The sequence below is a fragment of the Pseudomonas sp. R3.Fl genome (assembly GCF_023516765.1).
GTDB lineage: Bacteria > Pseudomonadota > Gammaproteobacteria > Pseudomonadales > Pseudomonadaceae > Pseudomonas > Pseudomonas citronellolis.
Genome location: NZ_JAMGSO010000001.1, coordinates 4,357,025 through 4,376,178 on the forward strand (window position 1 = coordinate 4,357,025; position 19,154 = coordinate 4,376,178).

Annotated in this window: 16 protein-coding genes; 13 read left to right on the forward strand and 3 right to left on the reverse strand. The window is 67.9% G+C overall.

Features of this window, described 5'->3' with window-relative positions; all coding sequences use genetic code 11:
* From M8R19_RS19115 to M8R19_RS19130, 4 genes are read left to right on the forward strand one after another with little or no spacing between them, the layout of a single operon-like run.
* A complete protein-coding gene (locus tag M8R19_RS19115) occupies positions 1-759 on the forward strand; it encodes a PilW family protein (protein ID WP_249918610.1) in 759 nt (252 codons plus the stop codon).
* The gene (locus M8R19_RS19120) at positions 756-1,331 is read left to right on the forward strand and encodes a pilus assembly PilX family protein (RefSeq protein ID WP_116424240.1); all 576 of its coding nucleotides are present in this window, start codon (positions 756-758) and stop codon (positions 1,329-1,331) included. The genes M8R19_RS19115 and M8R19_RS19120 overlap by 4 nt, the downstream gene beginning before the upstream one ends.
* A gap of 9 nt (positions 1,332-1,340) precedes the next feature.
* Positions 1,341-5,009: a pilus assembly protein gene (locus M8R19_RS19125; protein WP_249918611.1), complete on the forward strand. Its 3,669-nt coding sequence runs from the start codon at positions 1,341-1,343 to the stop codon at positions 5,007-5,009.
* Positions 5,006-5,401: a type IV pilin protein gene (locus M8R19_RS19130; RefSeq protein WP_249918612.1), complete on the forward strand. Its 396-nt coding sequence runs from the start codon at positions 5,006-5,008 to the stop codon at positions 5,399-5,401. The genes M8R19_RS19125 and M8R19_RS19130 overlap by 4 nt, the downstream gene beginning before the upstream one ends.
* On the opposite strand, the gene M8R19_RS19135 is transcribed toward M8R19_RS19130, so the two are convergent.
* Positions 5,398-5,985: a cytokinin riboside 5'-monophosphate phosphoribohydrolase gene (locus M8R19_RS19135; RefSeq protein WP_249918613.1), complete on the reverse strand. Its 588-nt coding sequence runs from the start codon at positions 5,983-5,985 to the stop codon at positions 5,398-5,400. The two genes, M8R19_RS19130 and M8R19_RS19135, sit on opposite strands and share 4 nt — an antisense overlap.
* Positions 5,986-6,359: 374 nt before the next feature.
* Here M8R19_RS19135 and azu point away from each other — a divergent pair, with 374 nt between their 5' ends.
* Positions 6,360-6,806, forward strand: a complete 447-nt coding sequence (gene azu / locus M8R19_RS19140; protein WP_249918614.1) for an azurin — start codon at positions 6,360-6,362, stop codon at positions 6,804-6,806.
* Between the two features lie 102 nt (positions 6,807-6,908).
* Positions 6,909-7,541, forward strand: a complete 633-nt coding sequence (trhA, locus tag M8R19_RS19145) for a PAQR family membrane homeostasis protein TrhA (RefSeq protein WP_249918615.1) — start codon at positions 6,909-6,911, stop codon at positions 7,539-7,541.
* A gap of 1,216 nt (positions 7,542-8,757) precedes the next feature.
* On the opposite strand, the gene nadE is transcribed toward trhA, so the two are convergent.
* Positions 8,758-9,585, reverse strand: coding sequence for an NAD(+) synthase (nadE, locus tag M8R19_RS19150; RefSeq protein ID WP_074985118.1), 828 nt, complete (start codon positions 9,583-9,585; stop codon positions 8,758-8,760).
* Between the two features lie 100 nt (positions 9,586-9,685).
* Complete coding sequence (locus M8R19_RS19155) at positions 9,686-10,582, reverse strand: LysR family transcriptional regulator (RefSeq protein WP_249918616.1); 897 nt, start codon at positions 10,580-10,582, stop codon at positions 9,686-9,688.
* A 170-nt stretch (positions 10,583-10,752) separates the two neighbouring features.
* Between M8R19_RS19155 and amaB the strand changes: the two genes are divergently transcribed.
* The 7 genes from amaB (at position 10,753) to M8R19_RS19190 (ending at position 19,139) form a co-directional block, all read left to right on the forward strand.
* A complete protein-coding gene (gene amaB / locus M8R19_RS19160) occupies positions 10,753-12,243 on the forward strand; it encodes an L-piperidine-6-carboxylate dehydrogenase (protein ID WP_249918617.1) in 1,491 nt (496 codons plus the stop codon).
* A 156-nt stretch (positions 12,244-12,399) separates the two neighbouring features.
* A complete protein-coding gene (gene amaA / locus M8R19_RS19165) occupies positions 12,400-13,683 on the forward strand; it encodes an L-pipecolate oxidase (protein ID WP_249918618.1) in 1,284 nt (427 codons plus the stop codon).
* Positions 13,684-14,070: 387 nt separating this feature from the next.
* Complete coding sequence (locus tag M8R19_RS19170; RefSeq protein WP_074985110.1) at positions 14,071-15,207, forward strand: branched-chain amino acid ABC transporter substrate-binding protein; 1,137 nt, start codon at positions 14,071-14,073, stop codon at positions 15,205-15,207.
* A 143-nt stretch (positions 15,208-15,350) separates the two neighbouring features.
* Positions 15,351-16,265 (forward strand): ABC transporter permease subunit, encoded by a 915-nt coding sequence (locus M8R19_RS19175; RefSeq protein WP_074985108.1) that lies wholly within the window; start codon positions 15,351-15,353, stop codon positions 16,263-16,265.
* A gap of 2 nt (positions 16,266-16,267) precedes the next feature.
* Positions 16,268-17,557, forward strand: a complete 1,290-nt coding sequence (gene livM, locus M8R19_RS19180; protein WP_074985106.1) for a high-affinity branched-chain amino acid ABC transporter permease LivM — start codon at positions 16,268-16,270, stop codon at positions 17,555-17,557.
* Positions 17,554-18,426, forward strand: coding sequence for an ATP-binding cassette domain-containing protein (locus M8R19_RS19185; RefSeq protein WP_074985104.1), 873 nt, complete (start codon positions 17,554-17,556; stop codon positions 18,424-18,426). The genes livM and M8R19_RS19185 overlap by 4 nt, the downstream gene beginning before the upstream one ends.
* Positions 18,423-19,139, forward strand: coding sequence for an ABC transporter ATP-binding protein (locus M8R19_RS19190; RefSeq protein ID WP_058071166.1), 717 nt, complete (start codon positions 18,423-18,425; stop codon positions 19,137-19,139). The genes M8R19_RS19185 and M8R19_RS19190 overlap by 4 nt, the downstream gene beginning before the upstream one ends.
* Positions 19,140-19,154: the final 15 nt, after the last annotated feature.

Genomic DNA, 19,154 nt, shown 5'->3' on the forward strand with positions numbered 1-19,154 from the left:
ATGAGGGGCTCTCATCTGCGCCATGGCCAGCGGGGCCTGTCGCTGGTCGAACTGATGGTGGCGCTGCTGCTCGGCAGCGTGCTGATCATCGGCGTCACCCAGCTGTTCCTCGACCAGAAGCGCCACGCCCAGTTCCAGTTCGGCCAACTGGCCAACCAGGGCAATGCCCGTTTCGCCACCCACGCCATCGAGCGCCTGGTGGGCCGCGCCGGCTACCGGGCCAAACCCCAGGCGCAAATAGCCGAGGAAGCCTTCCCGGCACGGGTAGCCGTCCATGGCTGCCCGGCTTTCGCCGCCGGGCAGACGCTGGCCCTGACCCAGGGCGGCAAGAGCGCGGCCCTGTGCGTGCGCCACCAGCGTGGCCTGGAGGCGCAGGAGGCGGATTGCGGCGGAACGTCGCTGCCCTTCTCCACGCAACCGCTCACCGTGGTCGCCCGCCTGGCGCTGGACAGCAACGCCGGAACGCTGACCTGCGCCGCCTTCGTCGAAGGCGGAAGCGGCCCCGGCTCCGCCAGCGTGCTGGTCGAGGAGCTGGTGGATTTCAGCTTCCAGCCGCTTTCCGATAGCGCCGAGCAAGTGCAGCAGCTCGGCCTGTACCTGCTGTTCGCCGGCAAGGGCGGTCAGGGCGATGGCATCGCCAGCGGAGTGCGCGGCGACTGGCAGGCGCTGAGTGGCCGACCCCCCGTCATCGCCGCCAGCGACACCCGTCCGTTGCAGATCGCCTTCGCCGCCATCGCCCAGAGGAGCCTGAAGCCATGACTGTCCGTGCAAGCGCAACGGCCCAGGGCGGCGCCGTGCTCATCGTGGCGCTGGTCATGCTGCTGCTGATGACCCTGCTGGCCCTGTCCGGCATTTCCGCCAGCCAGCTGGAGTTCCGCCTGGCCGGCAACCGCGCGGAGCAGGTGCGCGCCTTCAATGCGGCCGAATCGGCCTTGCGCAACGTCGAGCGACGCCTGGCGGATATCGCCGGCAGCGACGACCTGCGCGGCGCCAGTTGCGCCGGGCGCCAGGGCCTCTGCGTGCTGCAGGTGGACAGCGTGCGGCGCGTCAACGCGCAGGGCGCTTGGCAATGGGGCTGGAGCAGCGATCCGGGTGCGTGGTGGGAGAAGGCGCAGAACGCCATCGACTACGACGGCCAGGGCGGCTTCGAGCGGACGCTGCGCCAGCACGCCGCCTACTTCGCCAGCGATGGCGACGGCCTGAACCTGGGCAACCTCGACGAGCCGCAGCTGCGCACCGACTACTACTACGCCGACGTCTATGCCGGGAGCGATGACGGGCGCACGCCGGTGCTCTTGCAATCGGTCTTCGCCCGGCGCTACGTGAACTGAGGAAAGCCGATGAGCCTTCGCCGCCACTACCCCCGTCTCCTCCTCGGCCTGGCCGCGCCCTGGCTGATCGCACCGGCGAGCGCCGATAAGCTGCACATCAGCCAGCAGCCGCTGTTCCTCAGCCAGACGGTGGCGCCGAACCTGATCCTGACGATGGACAGTTCCGGCAGCATGTGGGATGCCTATGTCCCCGATAACATCGAGAGGGACGCCGATAGCCGCCGGGCCAAGTCGGCCAGCTACAACGCGATGTACTACAACCCCCGGCTGACCTACCGGGTGCCGAAGCAGGTCAGGTTCAGCAACGGCCAACTGACAGTGGGCGAATACCCTGTCAGCCAGGGCGGCGGCTTCGATTTCACCCGGGTCAGGCGCAACGGTTTCGATGAACGACGCCAGACGGTCGACCTGGCCAACGAGTACCGGGTGACCTGGAGTTACTCCCCGGACTCGTCGAGTGATTCCAAGACAGCTAGGCATCCCGAAAGAGACTTCAAGCACAAGGCCTATATCTCCTCCAACGGGCAAGTCTGGAGAAAGGAGATCGCCACCGGCTTGAATCTGGAGATCAAGCGAACAGGACAGTTCTCGTGCGAGGCGCGACTCAACGGCAGGGTGGTTCCCTCCTGTAGCAATGAATTTCTCACGAACAACTACTGGGCGGATCTGACCAGCAGCGGCGTGCCGGCGTACTACTACAGGTTCGACGCGAGTCTGAGCGGCTGCTCGGCGTCCGCGACCGACAACGACAGCTGCTACAAACTGGTCAAGGTTGGCGCGAACTCCGGCCCGAACGGGGAGGACGAGCGGGAGAACTTCGCCATCTGGTACGCCTTCTACCGCAACCGCGCCCTGGCCACCCAGAGCGCCGCCAACCTGGCTTTCAGCAGCCTGCCCGAGTCCATCCGGCTGACCTGGCAGGATTTGAACGGCTGCAGCCAGCTCAATGGGCAGTGGGGGTGCAACGGCATCAGCTACAGCGGCGGCAATCTGCTGCGTCCATTCGCCAAGAAGCACCGCGCGGACTTCTTCTACTGGCTGTCGAGCGTCAGGTTCAGCGGCGGTACGCCCCTGCGCCAGGCGCTGGACCGGGCCGGCAAATTCATCGCCGACGAGGACGGCCCAGCCTACGACTTCGAGCCCGGCGGCAAGCAGGAACCTAAATTCACCTGCCGCCCCAGCTACCACCTGATGATGACCGATGGACTGTGGAACGGCAGGGGAGGTTCGGTGGGCGGCAACATTGATGCCAATGGCAGAACGATGCCGGATGGCAGTCGCTACGCGGCCCGCTCGCCCTTCAAGGACGGGGCGAAGGACACCCTGGCCGACCTGGCCTTCCACTACTGGGCCACCGATGCGCGCACGGACCTTGCCAACGAGCTGAAGCCCTACGTTCCCTTCGCCCAGGCAGACGCCACCAGGCAATACTGGGACCCGCGCAACAACCCGGCGACCTGGCAGCACCTGGTGACCTTCACCATGAGCCTGGGGCTGGGGCAGTCGCTGGTCAGCCCGAAATGGGCGGGCGGCACCTTCGAGGGGGCTGGCTACCAGGGCCTGGCCAACGGCAGCATCGCCTGGCCGCCGGCGAAGTCCAGTGACAAGAACAACGTCTACGACCTCTGGCACGCGGCGATCAACTCCCGCGGCGAGTTCTTCAGCGCCGAGGACCCGCAGCAGATGGTCGACGCCTTCGCCAGCATCCTTTCGCGCATCGCCAACCGCACCGCCTCGGCGGCGCGGCCGGCGGTGGCGGCCGGCGAGGTGAAGGACCAGGCGCATGTCTACGTCGCCTCCTTCTCCAGCGAGGACTGGAGCGGCGACCTGGTCAAGTACCTGCAACCGGCGAACGCCGGCCGGCAGCAGCTGTGGAGCGCCAAGGCGCTGCTCGACGCGCGCAAGAGCCCGCGGCGGATACTCATGGGCAAGGGCAAGAGCCTGGTGGACTTCGCCTGGAGCAACCTCGACAGCGGGCAGCGGCGCGTCTTCAACCAGACGCTCTCCGGCGACCAGGACGCCCGCGGCGAAGCGCGCGTGCAGTACCTGGCCGGCAAGCGCGACCTCGAAGGAGGCGAGTTCCGCAGGCGCGGCGGGCTGCTCGGCGACATCGTCAACTCGGCGCCGCTGCTGGTGACGGCGCCGTCCCGCCCGGCGCTCCCGCGCGACCGCCTGGAAAGCCCCGACAATGACGGCCTGAGCAGCAAGAGCGACGCCTACAGTGAATTCAAGGCGGCGCAGGCCTCGCGGCGCAGCATGATCTACGTCGGCGCCAACGACGGCATGCTGCACGCCTTCGACGCCGAGACCGGCGAAGAGGTCTTCGCCTTCGTGCCCCGTCCCGCCCTGGCCGGCATGTACCGGTTGACCGATCCGCGCTACACCATTGCGGAGCATCGCTACCTGGTGGATGGTCCCCTGGTCGCCGAGGACGTGTTCTTCGGCGGTGCCTGGCGCAGCGTGCTGGTCGGCGGCCTCGGCGCCGGCGGCCGCGCGCTCTTCGCCCTGGACGTCACCGACCCGCAGCTGCCGAAACTGCTCTGGGAGATCGAAGGCGGTGCCGGCCCGTTCGCGCGCCTCGGCCATACCCTGGCGCGCCCGGTCATCACCCGCCTGCACAGCGGCCAGTGGGCGGTGCTGGCCGCCAACGGCTACGACGGCCTGCAGGACATGGCGGTGCTCTACCTGATCGACATCGCCACCGGCGCGCTGTTGCGCGAACTCAACGTGAGCCAGGGCGGCGATGCCGCCAACGGCCTGTCCAGCCCCCGCGCCGCGGACATGGACGGCGACGGCATCGTCGACCATGCCTACGCCGGCGACATGCTCGGCAACCTCTGGCGCTTCGACCTCTACAAGGCCACCAGCCAGGACGGATATGGCGGCCCCGACTCCGCCAGCTCCGCGGACTACCGGGTCGGGCTGGCCGGCCGGCCGCTGTTCCGCGCCCGCGACGCCTCCAGCAATGTCCAGCCCATCACCGCGGCGCCCTGGCTGGTCCGCCATCCCTCGGGCCAGGGCGTGCTGGCGCTGCTGGGCACCGGCAAGTACTTCGAGGTCCACGACGCCGAGGCCGACACCAGCCGGGCGATGAGCCTCTACGGCATCTGGGACAGGCTGATGTCGGGAGAGCAGGGCGGCAACGACTCGACGGTGACGCGCAACAGGCTGCAGGCCCAGAAGTTCACCCAGACCGCCGACAGCTACCGAAGCCTCAGCAGCAACCCGCTGGCCTGGGCGCCCGCTGCGCAGAAGCCCGGCTCGGGCGGCAACGGCGTGCATGGCTGGCGGCTGGACCTGCCGCAGACCGGCGAACAGGTCGTCGCCGACCCGGCCAGCAGCGGCCGGCTGGCGTTGTTCGCCACGCTGACGCCGAACGCCGACCCCTGCCAGGATGGCGTCAGCACCTGGCTGCTGGCGCTCAACCCCCTGACCGGCGGGGCGCCGCTGACGGACGCGCTGGACTACAACAACGACGGCGTGGTCGATGCGCAGGACCGTGTCGGCAACGACAAGGTCGCCGGCGTGCTGCTCCCCGGCGGCCTGGGCGGGGCGTCCCTCGGCTTCGACCTGTCTAGCGGCCTGGGGGTCGCCCACGGCAGTGAAGGGGCGGTGCGCTTCTACGATGGCATCCGTCCGGGCCGGCAGAGCTGGCGCCAGATGGAGGCATCCGAATGAGCAGGCAGCGGGGGTTCAGCCTGCTGGAGCTGATGATCGCCGTGGTCGTCGTCGGCATTCTCGCCAGCGTCGCCTATCCCAGCTACGTGGAATACGCGCGGCGCTCCGACCGCGCGGAAGGCCAGGCCCTGCTGATGGAGGCGGCGGCGCGCCAGGAACGCTTCTTCGCGCAGAACCGCCGCTATGTGGTGGCGAATGCCGACATCGCCTCTCTCGGGCTGCAGGCGCGCTCGCGCAATGGGCGCTACGCCCTGACGGTGGCGGCCGGCGGGAGCGGCAATGGTGGCTATTTGCTGAGCGTCGTGCCACAGCGCAACGATCCGCGCTGCGGCACCCTGACGCTCGATGCCCTGGGCCAGCGCAGCCCGGCCACCAGCGAGTGCTGGCGCTAGGTCGGCGCGCGGTCGACCCACTTGGGCGCGGCCAGGGGCTTCCAGGCCTGCAGGGCATCGATCAGTTCGGCCGGGGTGGTGCCGCGCTGCAGCATCTGGCGGTGTTCCGCGCGCACGAAGCGTTCCTGCACCAGGTGGTCGAGGAAGGTCAGCAGCGGGTCGTAGAAGCCGTTCACTTCCAGCAGGCCCAGGGGCTTGGCGTGGTAGCCCAGTTGGCCCCAGGTCCAGACCTCGAAGAGCTCCTCCAGGGTGCCCAGGCCGCCGGGTAGGGCGATGAAGGCATCGCTCAGTTCGGCCATGCGCGCCTTGCGCGCGTGCATGCCGTCGACCACTTCCAGGCGGCTCAGGCCCTTGTGGCCGATTTCCGCCTCCTTCAGGCTCTGCGGGATGATCCCCACCACCTCGCCGCCGGCGGCCAGGGTGGCATCGGCCACCATGCCCATCAGGCCCACGGCGCCGCCGCCGTAGACCAGGCGCAGGCCGCGCTCGGCGATGTGCCGGCCGAGGCTCTCGGCGGCTTCGCGGTAAATGGGGCTGGCACCGGGGCTGGCACCGCAGAATACGCAGATGGAACGCAAGGTCATTGCCTGGAACTCCGTGACCGTCAAAACGGTCGTCAGAGTAACTGCTGCGTGTCCGCGCTCCAAGCCGCCATGGCCGACCTAGCCGCCGCAGGCGCCCTGGGCATAGCACGCGAGGACTTGCTGAAAAATTGTATACATGTTTGTATCCGATTTGTCGTGCATGGCGACGCTCTCCGTCAGGCATCCGTGACGGTCTATGCTGGACGGGGCGCGCTAATTTGCCTCGTTGAAGTTTCGTATCAGCCTGATAGAACTGCATGCTGGCAAGACTATGGCGCCGCCCGCACCGAATTGACCTGGATCAGCAGGCGCCGCCCGACTATCGGGCAGTCTGCCGTTCCGGATTCTCCGCCCAACCTGCCCAGGAGGCTCGTATGTTCCACAAACTCGCTGCTGTCACCATGCTCGGTCTGTTCAGCGCCCCGCTGCTGGCTGCCGAATGCTCGGTGGACATTCAAGGCAACGACCAGATGCAGTTCAACACCAACGCCATCAGCGTGGACAAGAGCTGCAAGACCTTCACCGTGAACCTGTCCCACCCCGGCGCCCTGCCGAAGAACGTCATGGGCCACAACTGGGTACTGACCACCGCCGCCGACATGCAGGGCGTGGTCGCCGACGGCATGGCCGCCGGCCTGGACAAGAACTACCTGAAGGACGGCGACACCCGCGTGATCGCCCACACCAAGATCATCGGCTCCGGCGAGAAGGATTCGGTGAGCTTCGACGTCTCCAAGCTCAAGGAAGGCGAGCAATACATGTTCTTCTGCAGCTTCCCGGGCCACTCGGCAATGATGAAGGGCACCCTCGCACTGAAGTGAGTTCGTCGCCTCGTACGAAAGCCCGGCTTGCAGCCGGGCTTTTTCGTTTTAACTTATCCGGGTACGCGGCCCGCCATGCCTGGGGCGCGTCAGGGGGAAAACGTGTACCACGGTGAACGATTCAATGCCTGGACCCACCTGCTCGGCGCCGTGGCGGCGCTGGTGGGCGGCACTTGGCTGGTGGTTGCCAGCAGCCTGCTCGGCGATGCGCTGAAGATAGTCGGCGTCTCGGTCTACAGCGGCAGCCTGCTGCTGCTCTACAGCGTCTCCACCACCTACCACAGCGTGCGCGGGCGGGCCAAGGCGATCCTGCGCAAGCTCGACCACCTGTCGATCTACCTGCTGATCGCCGGCAGCTACACGCCCTTCTGCCTGGTGAGCCTCAAGGGCGCCTGGGGCTGGACGCTGTTCGGCATCGTCTGGGGCCTGGCGGTGCTGGGCATGCTGCAGGAACTCAAGCCGCGCTCCGAGGCGCGGGTGCTGTCCATCGTCATCTACGCGGTGATGGGCTGGATCGTGCTGATCGCCCTGGGCCCGCTGTACCGCGCCCTCGGCCCAGGCGGCGTGGCCTGGCTGGTGGCCGGCGGGGCCAGCTACACCATCGGCATCCTGTTCTTCGCCTACGACGAGCGCTTCCGCCACTGGCACGGCATCTGGCACCTGTTCGTGATCGCCGGCAGCCTGCTGCACTTCGTGGCGGTGTGGCAGTACGTGCTGCCGGCGCGGGTGGCGTAGGCGCGAAATACAGTCCCTCCCGGCAACCTGTAGGAGCGGGCCCTGCCCGCGAATCGCGCGCAGGGCGCGCTCCTACAGGGAATGGCGCGGGTGGGGCAGCGTAGGAGCGGATCTCATCCGCGAATCGCGCCGGTGGGGCCGGTTAATCGCGGATAAGGTCCGCTCCTACGAGGGTAGCTAGGCGTATCAGGATGACGCTGAGCTCGCCAAATGCTCCGAACGGCCCCCTCTCCCTTCAGGGGGAGGGTTGGGGAGAGGGGGCGGAATTCATCCGGACACCAATGGCATCCGGGGTACGCCGTTCGCGAGCAAGCTCGCTCCTACGAAGAGCATCTCGGCGCAACCTGTAGGAGCGGGCCCTGCCCGCGATTTCGCGCGCAGGGCGCGCTCCTACATGGAATGGCGCGGGTGGGGCAGCGTAGGAGCGGATCTCATCCGCGAATCGCGCCGGTGGGGCGGGTTAATCGCGGACAAGGTCCGCTCCTACGAGGGTAGCTAGGCGTATCAGGATGACGCTGAGCGCGCCGAACGCTCCGAACGGCCCCCTCTCCCTTCAGGGAGAGGGTTGGGGAGAGGGGGCGGAGTTCATCCGGACACCAACGGCGTCCGGGATACGCCGTTCGCGAGCAAGCTCGCTCCTACGAAGAGCATCTCGGCGCAACCTGTAGGAGCGGGCCCTGCCCGCGAATCGCGCGCAGGGCGCGCTCCTACATGAAATGGAGTGGGTGGGGCAGCGTAGGAGCGGATCTCATCCGCGAATCGCGCCGGTGGGGTCGGTTAATCGCGGACAAGGTCCGCTCCTACGGGGGTAGCTAGGCGTATCAGGATGACGCTGAGCTCGCCGAACGCTCCGAACGGCCCCCTCTCCCTTCAGGGAGAGGGCTGGGGAGAGGGGACGGAGTTCATCCGAACACCAACGGCATCCTGGATGCGCCGTTCGCGAGCAAGCTCGCTCCTACGAAGAGCATCTCGGCGCAACCTGTAGGAGCGGGCCCTGCCCGCGAATCGCGCGCAGGGCGCGCTCCTACGGGGAAATGACGGGGGTAGCTAGGCGTATCAGGATGACGCTGAGCTCGCCGAACGCTCCGAACGGCCCCCTCTCCCTTCAGGGAGAGGGCTGGGGAGAGGGGGCGGAGTTCATCCGGACACCAACGGCGTCCGGGATACGCCGTTCGCGAGCAAGCTCGCTCCTACAGGGGAATGGCGCAGGGCCCGCTTACGGCGCCTTCGGCAGCTGCCGCTTGTGGTGGGTCTTCTCGTAGGTGCGCTTGATGATCTCGAAGGCTTCCGGGCTGACCGGCTGGCCGTGCAGGAAGGCGTCGATCTCCTGGTAGGTCACGCCGTGGGCGTGTTCGTCCGGCTTGCCCGGGGCCAGGTCTTCGAGGTCGGCGGTGGGCACTTTTTCCACGAGGAATTCCGGGGCGCCCAGGGTGCGGGCGATGGTGCGCACCTGGTGTTTCACCAGGCCGGTCAGCGGGGCGATGTCGCAGGCGCCGTCGCCGAACTTGGTGAAGAAGCCCATCACCGCCTCGGCGGCGTGGTCGGTGCCCACCACCAGGCCCTGGCGGGCGTTGGCGATGGTGTACTGGGCGACCATGCGCATGCGCGCCTTGGTGTTGCCCAGGGCGAAGTCCACGGTGGCGGCGGGCAGGCCGTCGAGGGCGCGGGTCTGCTCGGCCAGGGCCTGGACCGCCGGGCCGATGTTCACCGTGTGGCGCTCGTCCGGGTCGATGCAGTCCACCGCCGCCTGGGCGTCGGACTCGTCGCCCTGCACGTTGTACGGCAGGCGCACGGCGATGAAGCGGTAGTCCGGGTTGCCGGTCTCCTCGCGCAGGCCTTCCACGGCGCGCTGGCAGAGCATGCCGGCGGTGAGGGAGTCGACACCGCCGCTGATGCCCAGCACCAGGGTCCTGGTGCCTGACTCGCGCAGGCAGTCCTGGATGAAGCGGATGCGGCGCTGGATTTCCGCCTGCACGTCGGCCTCCGACTGGAAGGGCGGCTGTGCGTTGAGGTCCTTGGCGATGGTGTCTTGGATGGTTTTCATGGGGCTCCTCTGTCCGGTTGTGGACGGGCGCGGCCCGTCGGATGCGGAAAAAATACCAGCACACGGCGTGCCGGGCGATGCCCGGATGGTCGCGGGCGCTTCAGGGCCGCTCCAGGTGCTCGCCGATCCACTCGACGAAGGCGCGCACCTTGGGCACCGCCGCGGCCTGCTCCGGGTAGGCCAGGTAGTAGGCGCTGCGGCTCTGCAGGCTGTGCGGCCAGGCGACCACCAGCTTGCCTTCGGCCAGTTCCTCCTCCACCAGGAAGCGCGGCAGCAGGGCCACGCCGCAGCCGGCCTGGGCGGCGCGGATGCACATGTAGAAGGTGTCGAAGCGCGGCCCATGGAAGCTGTGCTCGCTGCGCCGGTCGAGGCTGGCGAACCACTCGTGCCAGGCCTCCGGGCGGGTGGCGTTCTGCAGCAGCACCAGTTCGTCCAGCTGCAGCGGATCGTCCAGCGGCTGCGCCGGGAGGATCGCCGGCGAGCACACCGGCAGCATTTCCTCGCCGAACAGGTGCAGGCACTCGGCGCCGGGCAGAGTGCCGGGGCCGAAGAAGAAGGCCACGTCGCAGCGCGAGTGCAGCAGGTCGTCGGGCTCCAGTTCCTGGCGCAGGTCCAGGTGGATGTTCGGGTGGCGATGGCGCCAGCCGTTGAGCAGCGGGATCAGCCAGCGCGCACCGAAAGTGGGCGGGGTGGACACGCGCAGCACCTCGGTCTCGCCGCCGTAGGACAGCAGGTAGCGGGTGGACAGCTCCACCTGGCTGAGGATCTTGCGCACCTCCTGCAGGTACAGCTCGCCCGCCGGGGTCAGTTGCAGGCGCCGGCGCACGCGGCGGAACAGCAGGTGCTGGAGCATTTCCTCCAGCTGCGCCACCTGCTTGCTCACCGCGCTCTGGGTCAGCGCCAGCTCCTCCGAGGCGCGGGTGAAGCTCAGGTGCCGGGCCACGGCCTCGAAGCACTGCAGGGCGGTCATGGAGGGCAGGTGGCGTTTGTTGAGCATCGTCGTGGTCGGCTCTGTGAATGCAGGTAGGGCAGCTCCGCCGACGCGGAGCTGCCCCTGGCATGAATTTACGGAATGATGTGCATAGGAAACGTTGTTTGTTGGCCGCCTGCAAGCCGGTTATTACTGCTTGCATTCCAATGGCTTAACCGACTGGCTCAGGAGACGCGATGATTTCCGCACTGCTCGAGAAACTGGGAGTCGATTCCTCCCTCTACTCCAACGGCGACCATGTCATCCACAGCCCCATCGACGGCAGCCGCCTGGGCGCCGTGCGCCTGGAAAGCGCCGCCGAAGTGGAGCAGAAGATCGGCCGCGCGGCCCAGGCCTTCGCCGCCTGGCGCGCGGTGCCGGCGCCGCGTCGCGGCGAGCTGGTGCGGCTGTTCGGCGAGCAGCTGCGCGCGCACAAGGCCGAGCTGGGCGAGCTGGTGTCCTGGGAAGCCGGCAAGATCACCCAGGAAGGCCAGGGCGAAGTGCAGGAGATGATCGACATCTGCGACTTCGCCGTCGGCCTGTCGCGCCAGCTCTACGGCCTGACCATCGCCTCCGAGCGCCCCGGCCACCACATGCGCGAGACCTGGCAGCCGCTGGGCGTGGTCGGCGTCATCAGCGCCTTCAACTTCCCGGTCGCCGTATGGTCGTGGAACACCGCGCTGGCCCTGGTGTGCGGCAACCCGGTGGTGTGGAAGCCGTCGGAGAAGACGCCGCTCACCGCGCTGGCCTGCCAGGCCCTGTTCGACAAGGCCCTGGCGCAGTTCGGCGACGCCCCGGCCTGCCTCAGCCAGGTGCTGATCGGCGACCGCGCCGCCGGCGAGGCCCTGGTGGACGACCCGCGCGTGGCTCTGGTCAGCGCCACCGGCAGCACCCGCATGGGCCGCGAAGTGGGCCCGCGCGTCGCCGCGCGCTTCGGCCGCAGCATCCTCGAACTGGGCGGCAACAACGCCATGATCCTGGCCCCCAGCGCCGACCTGGACATGGCCGTGCGCGCCATCCTGTTCAGCGCCGTGGGCACCGCCGGGCAGCGCTGCACCACCCTGCGCCGGCTGATCGCCCACGAATCGGTGAAGGACGAGATCGTTACCCGCCTGAAGGCCGCGTATTCGAAAGTGCGTATCGGCCACCCGCTGCAGGGCAACCTGGTCGGCCCGCTGATCGACGAACGCAGCTTCCTGGCCATGCAGGGCGCGCTGGAGCAGGCGCGCGGCGAGGGCGGCGTGGTGTTCGGCGGCGAGCGCCAGTTGCAACAGCAGTTCCCCGACGCCTTCTACGTTTCCCCGGCCATCGTCGAGATGCCCGAGCAGAGCGACGTGGTGCGCAGCGAGACCTTCGCCCCGATCCTCTACGTGGTCCCCTACAAGGACTTCGACGAGGCGGTGGCGCTGAACAACGCCGTGCCCCAGGGCCTGTCGTCCTGCGTGTTCACCACCGACGTGCGCGAGGCGGAAGCCTTCATGTCGGCGATCGGCAGCGACTGCGGCATCGCCAACGTCAACATCGGCCCCAGCGGCGCGGAAATCGGCGGCGCCTTCGGCGGCGAGAAGGAAACCGGCGGCGGCCGCGAATCCGGCTCCGACGCCTGGAAGGCCTACATGCGCCGGCAGACCAACACCGTGAACTGGTCGCGGGAGTTGCCGTTGGCCCAGGGCATAGTGTTCGATTGAGGCCTACCGGCCGGGAGCGGCCCCGCTCTTCGTAGGAGCGAGCTTGCTCGCGAACGGGCCCCGCAGCGGAGTCGGTTCGCGAGCAAGCTCGCTCCTACAGGGGCTGCCAGCTGCAGTACAGAGTCATTCACAAGGTTCGCGTAGAAGGATCGCTGGATGTCGCTTCGCCAAGAGTGTCTGTGGGAACACCTGACCCCCGAGCGGCCGCAGGCGCCGTCGCTGCTGGGGGAACACGAGGCCGACGTGTGCGTCGTCGGCGCCGGCTTCACCGGGCTCTCCGCGGCCCTGCACCTGCTGGAGGCGGGGCGGCGGGTGTACGTGCTGGAGGCCCATCGCACCGGCCATGGCGGCGCCGGGCGCAACGTCGGGCTGGTCAATGCCGGCCTGTGGATTCCGCCGGACGAGATCGAGGCGGGCATGGGCCAGGAAGTCGGCTCGCGCCTCAACCGCATGCTCGGCGCGGCGCCCTCGCTGGTCTTTTCCCTGATCGACAAGTACGCCATCGATTGCCAGGCGCGCCGCGAAGGCACCCTGCACATGGCCCACAACCAGCGCGGCCTGGATGACCTGCGCAGCCGCTGCGAGCAATGGCAGCGCCGTGGCGCCCCGGTGGAGCTGCTCACCGGCGCGGCCTGCGCCGAGGCCTGCGGCACCGAGCGCATCGCCGGCGCGCTGCTCGACCGTCGCGCCGGCACCCTCAACCCCATGGCCTACGTCAGCGGCCTGGCCCGCGCCGTGGTCGAGCTGGGCGGCGGGCTGTACCACAACTCGGCGGTGACCGCGCTGGAGCGCGAGGGCGCTGCCTGGCGCGTCATCACCGGCGAGGGCAGCGTGCTGGCGCAGAAGGTGGTGATCGCCTCCAGCGCCTACACCGAGGGCGAGTGGACGCAACTGCGCCGCACCTTCTTCCCCGGCTACTACTACCAGGTCGCCTCGCGCCCGCTGGAGGGCGCCGAGGCCGCGCGCATCCTGCCCGGCGGCCAGGGCTCCTGGGACACCCGCCAGGTGCTCAGCAGCATCCGCCGCGACGCCGACGGCCGCCTGCTGCTCGGCAGCCTGGGCAAGGGCACCGGCAAGCCGGAGTGGTTCATCCGCAGCTGGGCCGACCGCATCCAGCAGCACTACTTCCCGCGGCTGGGCAAGGTGGACTGGGAATTCACCTGGACCGGCTGCATCGACTTCACCCCCGATCACCTGATGCGCCTGTTCGAGCCGGCCTCGGGGCTGCTCGCCATGAGCGGCTACAACGGCCGCGGGGTGACCACCGGCACCGTGGTGGGCAAGGCCTTCGCCGACTTCCTGCTGCGCGGCGAGGCCAGCGCCCTGCCCATGCCCCTGCGGCCGCTGGAGGAGGTTTCCGCGGCGGGCCTGCGCAGCTGCCTGTACGAGGCGGGCTTCTCGCTCTACCACGCCGGGCAGTGCCTGCGCGTGGTGATCTAGTGGCGCGCCCAGGACGGGGGCGCCCGGCCCCGTCCGCCTCGTCTGGCCCCTTCTGCACTTTGGTCTAGCCTTTTTGGTGCGTTACCTCGATGGGCGCGCACCGAGAATGTGCAGTTAGGTGACAGCGATGGTTACCGCTCGGGTTGCGCCCGTTGGCTGCTGGTTGTGCCAGCTCGCGGGATGGACGGTTGCGCCCATCGGATGTTTGGGTTGCACCTTTTGTTTTTGGGGGTTGCACACGCCAAAAGCTGTTTTCTGCCGGCCCTGGCCGGTTCTGCTGTCCGACTTTTCGAATAACAAAAACGGATGGCACGCGGCTTGCTGTTGGCTAATCGCCAACATCTGTTGTTTCGCGCGTCACCACAAAAACCTCAGGAGCAAAACTCCATGTCGCAGAAGATTTTCAGAAAAGGCTTTCTGGCCCTGGCGGTAACCGCCGCGATGGGCATGACTTCTCTCGCCCAGGCCGACGTCGTGATCGGCGTCGCCGGCCCGCACACCGGGGCCAACGCATCCTTCGGCGAGCAATACTGGCGCGGAGCGACCCAGGCCGCCGAGGACATCAACGCCGCCGGCGGCGTCAACGGCGAGAAGATCAAGCTGGTGAAGGCGGACGACGCCTGCGAACCGAAACAGGCCGTGGCCGTGGCCAACCGCCTGGTCGACGAAGACAAGGCGGTGGCGGTGGTCGGCCACTTCTGCTCCTCCTCCACCATCCCCGCCTCCGAGGTCTACGACGAGGCCGGCATCATCGCCATCACCCCCGGCTCGACCAACCCGGCGGTCACCGAGCGCGGCCTTTCCGGCATGTTCCGCATGTGCGGCCGCGACGACCAGCAGGGCATCGTCGCCGGCGACTACATCGTCGACGTGCTCAAGGCCAAGAAGGTCGCGGTCATCCACGACAAGGACACCTACGGCCAGGGCCTGGCCGACGCCACCCGCGCGCAGCTGAACAAGCGCGGCGTGAAGGAAGTCCTGTACGAAGGCCTGACCCGCGGCGAGAAGGACTTCAACGCCCTGGTCACCAAGATCCGCGCCTCCGGCGCCGAGGTCGTCTACTTCGGCGGCCTGCACCCCGAGGCCGGCCCGCTGGTGCGGCAGATGCGCGAGCAGGGCCTGACCGCCAAGTTCATGTCCGACGACGGCATCGTCACCGACGAACTGGTCACCACCGCCGGCGGCCCGCAATACGTCAAGGGCGTGCTGATGACCTTCGGCGCCGACCCGCGGCTGATCCCCGACGGCAAGGCGGTGGTCGAGAAGTTCCGCGCCGGCGGCTTCGAGCCCGAGGGCTACACCCTCTACGCCTACGCCTCGGTGCAGGCCCTGGCGGCCGGCTTCAACGGCGCTGGCAAGACCGACCCGGCGGCCGCTGCCAAGTGGCTGAAGTCGCACCCGGTGCAGACCGTGATGGGCAAGAAGGAGTGGGACCAGAAGGGCGACCTGAAAGTCTCCGACTACGTGGTCTACGAGTGGGACGACAAGGGCAAGTACCACCAGCTGGACGCTTTCAAGAAGTGATCCCGGCCTGAAGCGCCGACTGCCGGCGCCGCCACGAGCGGCGCCGGCATCCCCGCAGGTCGACGTCGCCCGCTGGCGGTCACGAGCCGCATCAGGCGCGCCGCGTCAGCCTTTTCCTGCCCCGCTTGCGTGAGTATCCAATCGTGGACGGCATCTTTCTCCAGCAAATGATCAACGGGCTGACCCTCGGGTCGGTCTACGGCCTGATCGCCATCGGTTACACGATGGTCTACGGCATCATCGGCATGATCAACTTCGCCCACGGCGAGGTTTACATGGTATCGGCCTACCTTTCCGCCATTGGCCTGGCGCTGCTGGCCTTCTTCGGCCTGCATTCCTTCCCGCTGCTGATCCTCGGCACGCTGATCTTCACCATCCTGGTCACCGGCGTGTACGGCTGGGTGATCGAGCGCATCGCCTACAAGCCGCTGCGCAACTCCACGCGCCTGGCGCCGCTGATCAGCGCCATCGGCATGTCGCTGATCCTGCAGAACTACGTGCAGCTGTCCCAGGGCCCGCGCCAGCAGGGTGTGCCGACGCTGCTCGAAGGCGCCTTCAAGCTCCACATCGGCGACGGCTGGGTGCAGCTGACCTACACCAAGCTGTTCATCCTGCTGGCCTCCTTCGCCGGCATGGCCGTGCTCACCTACGTGATCCAGTACACCAAGCTCGGGCGCATGTGCCGCGCCACCCAGCAGGACCGCAAGATGGCCTCGATCCTGGGCATCAACACCGACCGGGTGATCTCCTACGTGTTCGTCATCGGCGCCGCCATGGCCGCGCTGGCCGGCGTGCTGATCACCATGAACTACGGCACCTTCGACTTCTACGCCGGCTTCATCATCGGCATCAAGGCGTTCACCGCCGCGGTGCTCGGCGGCATCGGCTCGCTGCCCGGGGCCATGCTCGGCGGCCTCATCCTCGGCGTTGCCGAGGCGCAGTTCTCCGGCATGGTCAACACCGACTACAAGGACGTGTTCGCCTTCGGCCTGCTGGTGACCATCCTCATCTTCCGACCGCAAGGACTCCTGGGCCGGCCCCAGGTATCGAAGGTGTGAGCATGGCTACCGCAACCGCTTCCGCCCCGCGCATCGACCTCAAGCAGAGCCTGGTGGACACCGTCCTGGCCGGCCTGGTCGCCCTCATCGTGTTCGGCCCCATCGTCGGCATCGTGCTCGACGGCTACAGCTTCAACCTGCAACCGGTGCGCCTGGCCTGGATGGTCGGCGCGGTCATGGCCGGGCGCCTGGTGCTCAGCCTGTTCCTGCAGACCACCGTCGGCAGCCGCGTGCTCGACCGCTTCGAGGGCTCCGACTCCGGCATCCAGGTGCTGCCGCCGGGCTACAAGACGCGCCTGCGCTGGATCATCCCGCTGCTGGTGGTGGCCGCCGTGGCGCTGCCGTTCTTCGCCAACAAGTACCTGCTCACCGTGGTCATCCTCGGGCTGATCTACGTGCTGCTGGGCCTGGGCCTGAACATAGTGGTGGGCCTGGCCGGGCTGCTCGACCTGGGCTACGTGGCCTTCTACGCCATCGGCGCCTACGGCCTGGCGCTGGGCTACCAGTACCTGGGCCTGGGCTTCTGGACGGTGCTGCCGCTGGCCGCCATCACCGCGGCCATGGCCGGGGCGCTACTGGGCTTCCCGGTGTTGCGCATGCACGGCGACTACCTGGCCATCGTGACCCTGGGCTTCGGCGAGATCATCCGCCTGATCCTCAACAACTGGCTGTCCTTCACCGGCGGCCCGAACGGCATGCAGGTGCCGGCGCCGACCTTCTTCGGCCTGGAGTTCGGCCGCCGCGCCAAGGAGGGCGGCACGCCCATCCACGAGTTCCTCGGCATCGATTACAACCAGAACCTCAAGTTCATCTTCATCTACGCCGTGCTGTTCCTGGTGGTGCTGCTGGTGCTGTACGTCAAGCACCGGCTGACGCGCATGCCGGTGGGCCGCGCCTGGGAAGCGCTGCGCGAGGACGAGATCGCCTGCCGCTCGCTGGGCCTGAACCACGTGCTGGTCAAGCTCTCGGCCTTCATGCTCGGGGCCTCCACCGCGGGCCTGGCCGGGGTGTTCTTCGCCAGCTACCAGGGCTTCGTCAACCCGTCGTCGTTCACCTTCTTCGAGTCGGCGCTGATCCTCGCCATCGTCGTGCTCGGCGGCATGGGCTCGACCCTCGGGGTGGTGATCGCCGCCTTCGTGCTGACGGTGACGCCGGAGCTGCTGCGCAGCTTCGCCGACTACCGCGTGCTGCTGTTCGGCATGCTCATGGTGCTGATGATGATCTGGCGCCCGCGCGGGCTGATCCGCATCAACCGCCGGGGCTTCGCCGCACGCAAGGGGGTGGCGCCATGAGCGACAAGATTCTCAGCGTCGAGCACCTGATGATGCACTTCGGCGGCATCAAGGCGCTCAACGACGTCAACCTGGACGTGGAGCGCGGCTCCATCACCGCGCTGATCGGCCCCAACGGCGCCGGCAAGACCACGGTGTTCAACTGCCTGACCGGTTTCTACAAGGCCACCGGCGGGAAGATCCTGCTCAACACCCAGGGCGGCACCACCGACGTCATCAAGATCCTCGGCCAGCCGTTCCAGGGCGGCGATTTCATCAACCCGGCGCAATTCGGCAGCCGCGTCTACTACAAGATGTTCGGCGGCACCCACCTGGTGAACCGCGCGGGGCTGGCGCGCACCTTCCAGAACATCCGCCTGTTCCGCGAAATGTCGGTGGTGGAGAACCTGCTGGTGGCGCAGCACATGTACGCCAACCGCAACCTGGTCGCCGGCATCCTCAACACCCCCGGCTACCGCCGCGCGGAAAGCGACGCGCTGGACCACGCCTTCTACTGGCTGGAAGTGGTCGACCTGGTGGACTGCGCCAACCGCCTGGCCGGCGAGATGTCCTACGGCCAGCAGCGCCGCCTGGAGATCGCCCGGGCCATGTGCACGCGCCCGGAAATCATCTGCCTGGACGAACCGGCCGCCGGCCTCAACCCGGCCGAGACCCAGGCGCTGAGCCGGATCATCCGCTTCCTGCGCGACCACCACGGCATCACCGTGCTGCTCATCGAGCACGACATGGGCATGGTGATGAACATCTCCGACCACATCATCGTGCTCGACCACGGCGACGTAATCGCCCGCGGCCTGCCGGCGGAGATCCGCAGCAACGACAAGGTGATCGCCGCCTACCTGGGCGCAGACGAAGAGGAGGTCGCATGACGGCGCCGATTCTGGAATTCCGTGATGTGGATGTGTTCTACGGGCCGATCCAGGCGCTGAAGAAGGTTTCCCTGACCGTTGGCGAAGGCGAGACGGTGGCGCTGATCGGCGCCAACGGCGCCGGCAAGTCCACCCTGCTGATGTCCATCTTCGGCCAGCCGCGCGCGGCCGCCGGGCAGATCCTCTACCGCGGCCAGGACATCGCCCGGCGCTCGGCGCACTACGTGGCCTCCAACGGCATCGCGCAGTCGCCGGAAGGGCGCCGGGTGTTCCCCGACATGAGCGTGGAGGAGAACCTGCTGATGGGCACCATCCCCATCGGCATGGACCATGCCCAGGAAGACATGCAGCGCATGTTCGACCTCTTCCCGCGGCTGAAGGAGCGGCGCAACCAGCGCGCCATGACCATGTCCGGCGGCGAGCAGCAGATGCTCGCCATCGCCCGCGCGCTGATGAGCCGGCCCAAGCTGCTGCTGCTCGACGAACCTTCCCTGGGTCTGGCGCCCATCGTGGTCAAGCAGATCTTCCAGACCCTGCGCGAACTGGCGCAGACCGGCATGACGCTGTTCCTCGTCGAGCAGAACGCCAACCATGCGCTCAGGCTCTCCGACCGCGGCTACGTGATGGTCAACGGCGAGATCCGCATGAGCGGCACGGGCGCGGAACTGCTGGGCAACCAGGAGGTGCGCGACGCCTATCTGGGTGGGCACTGACCGCACATCTGCTCT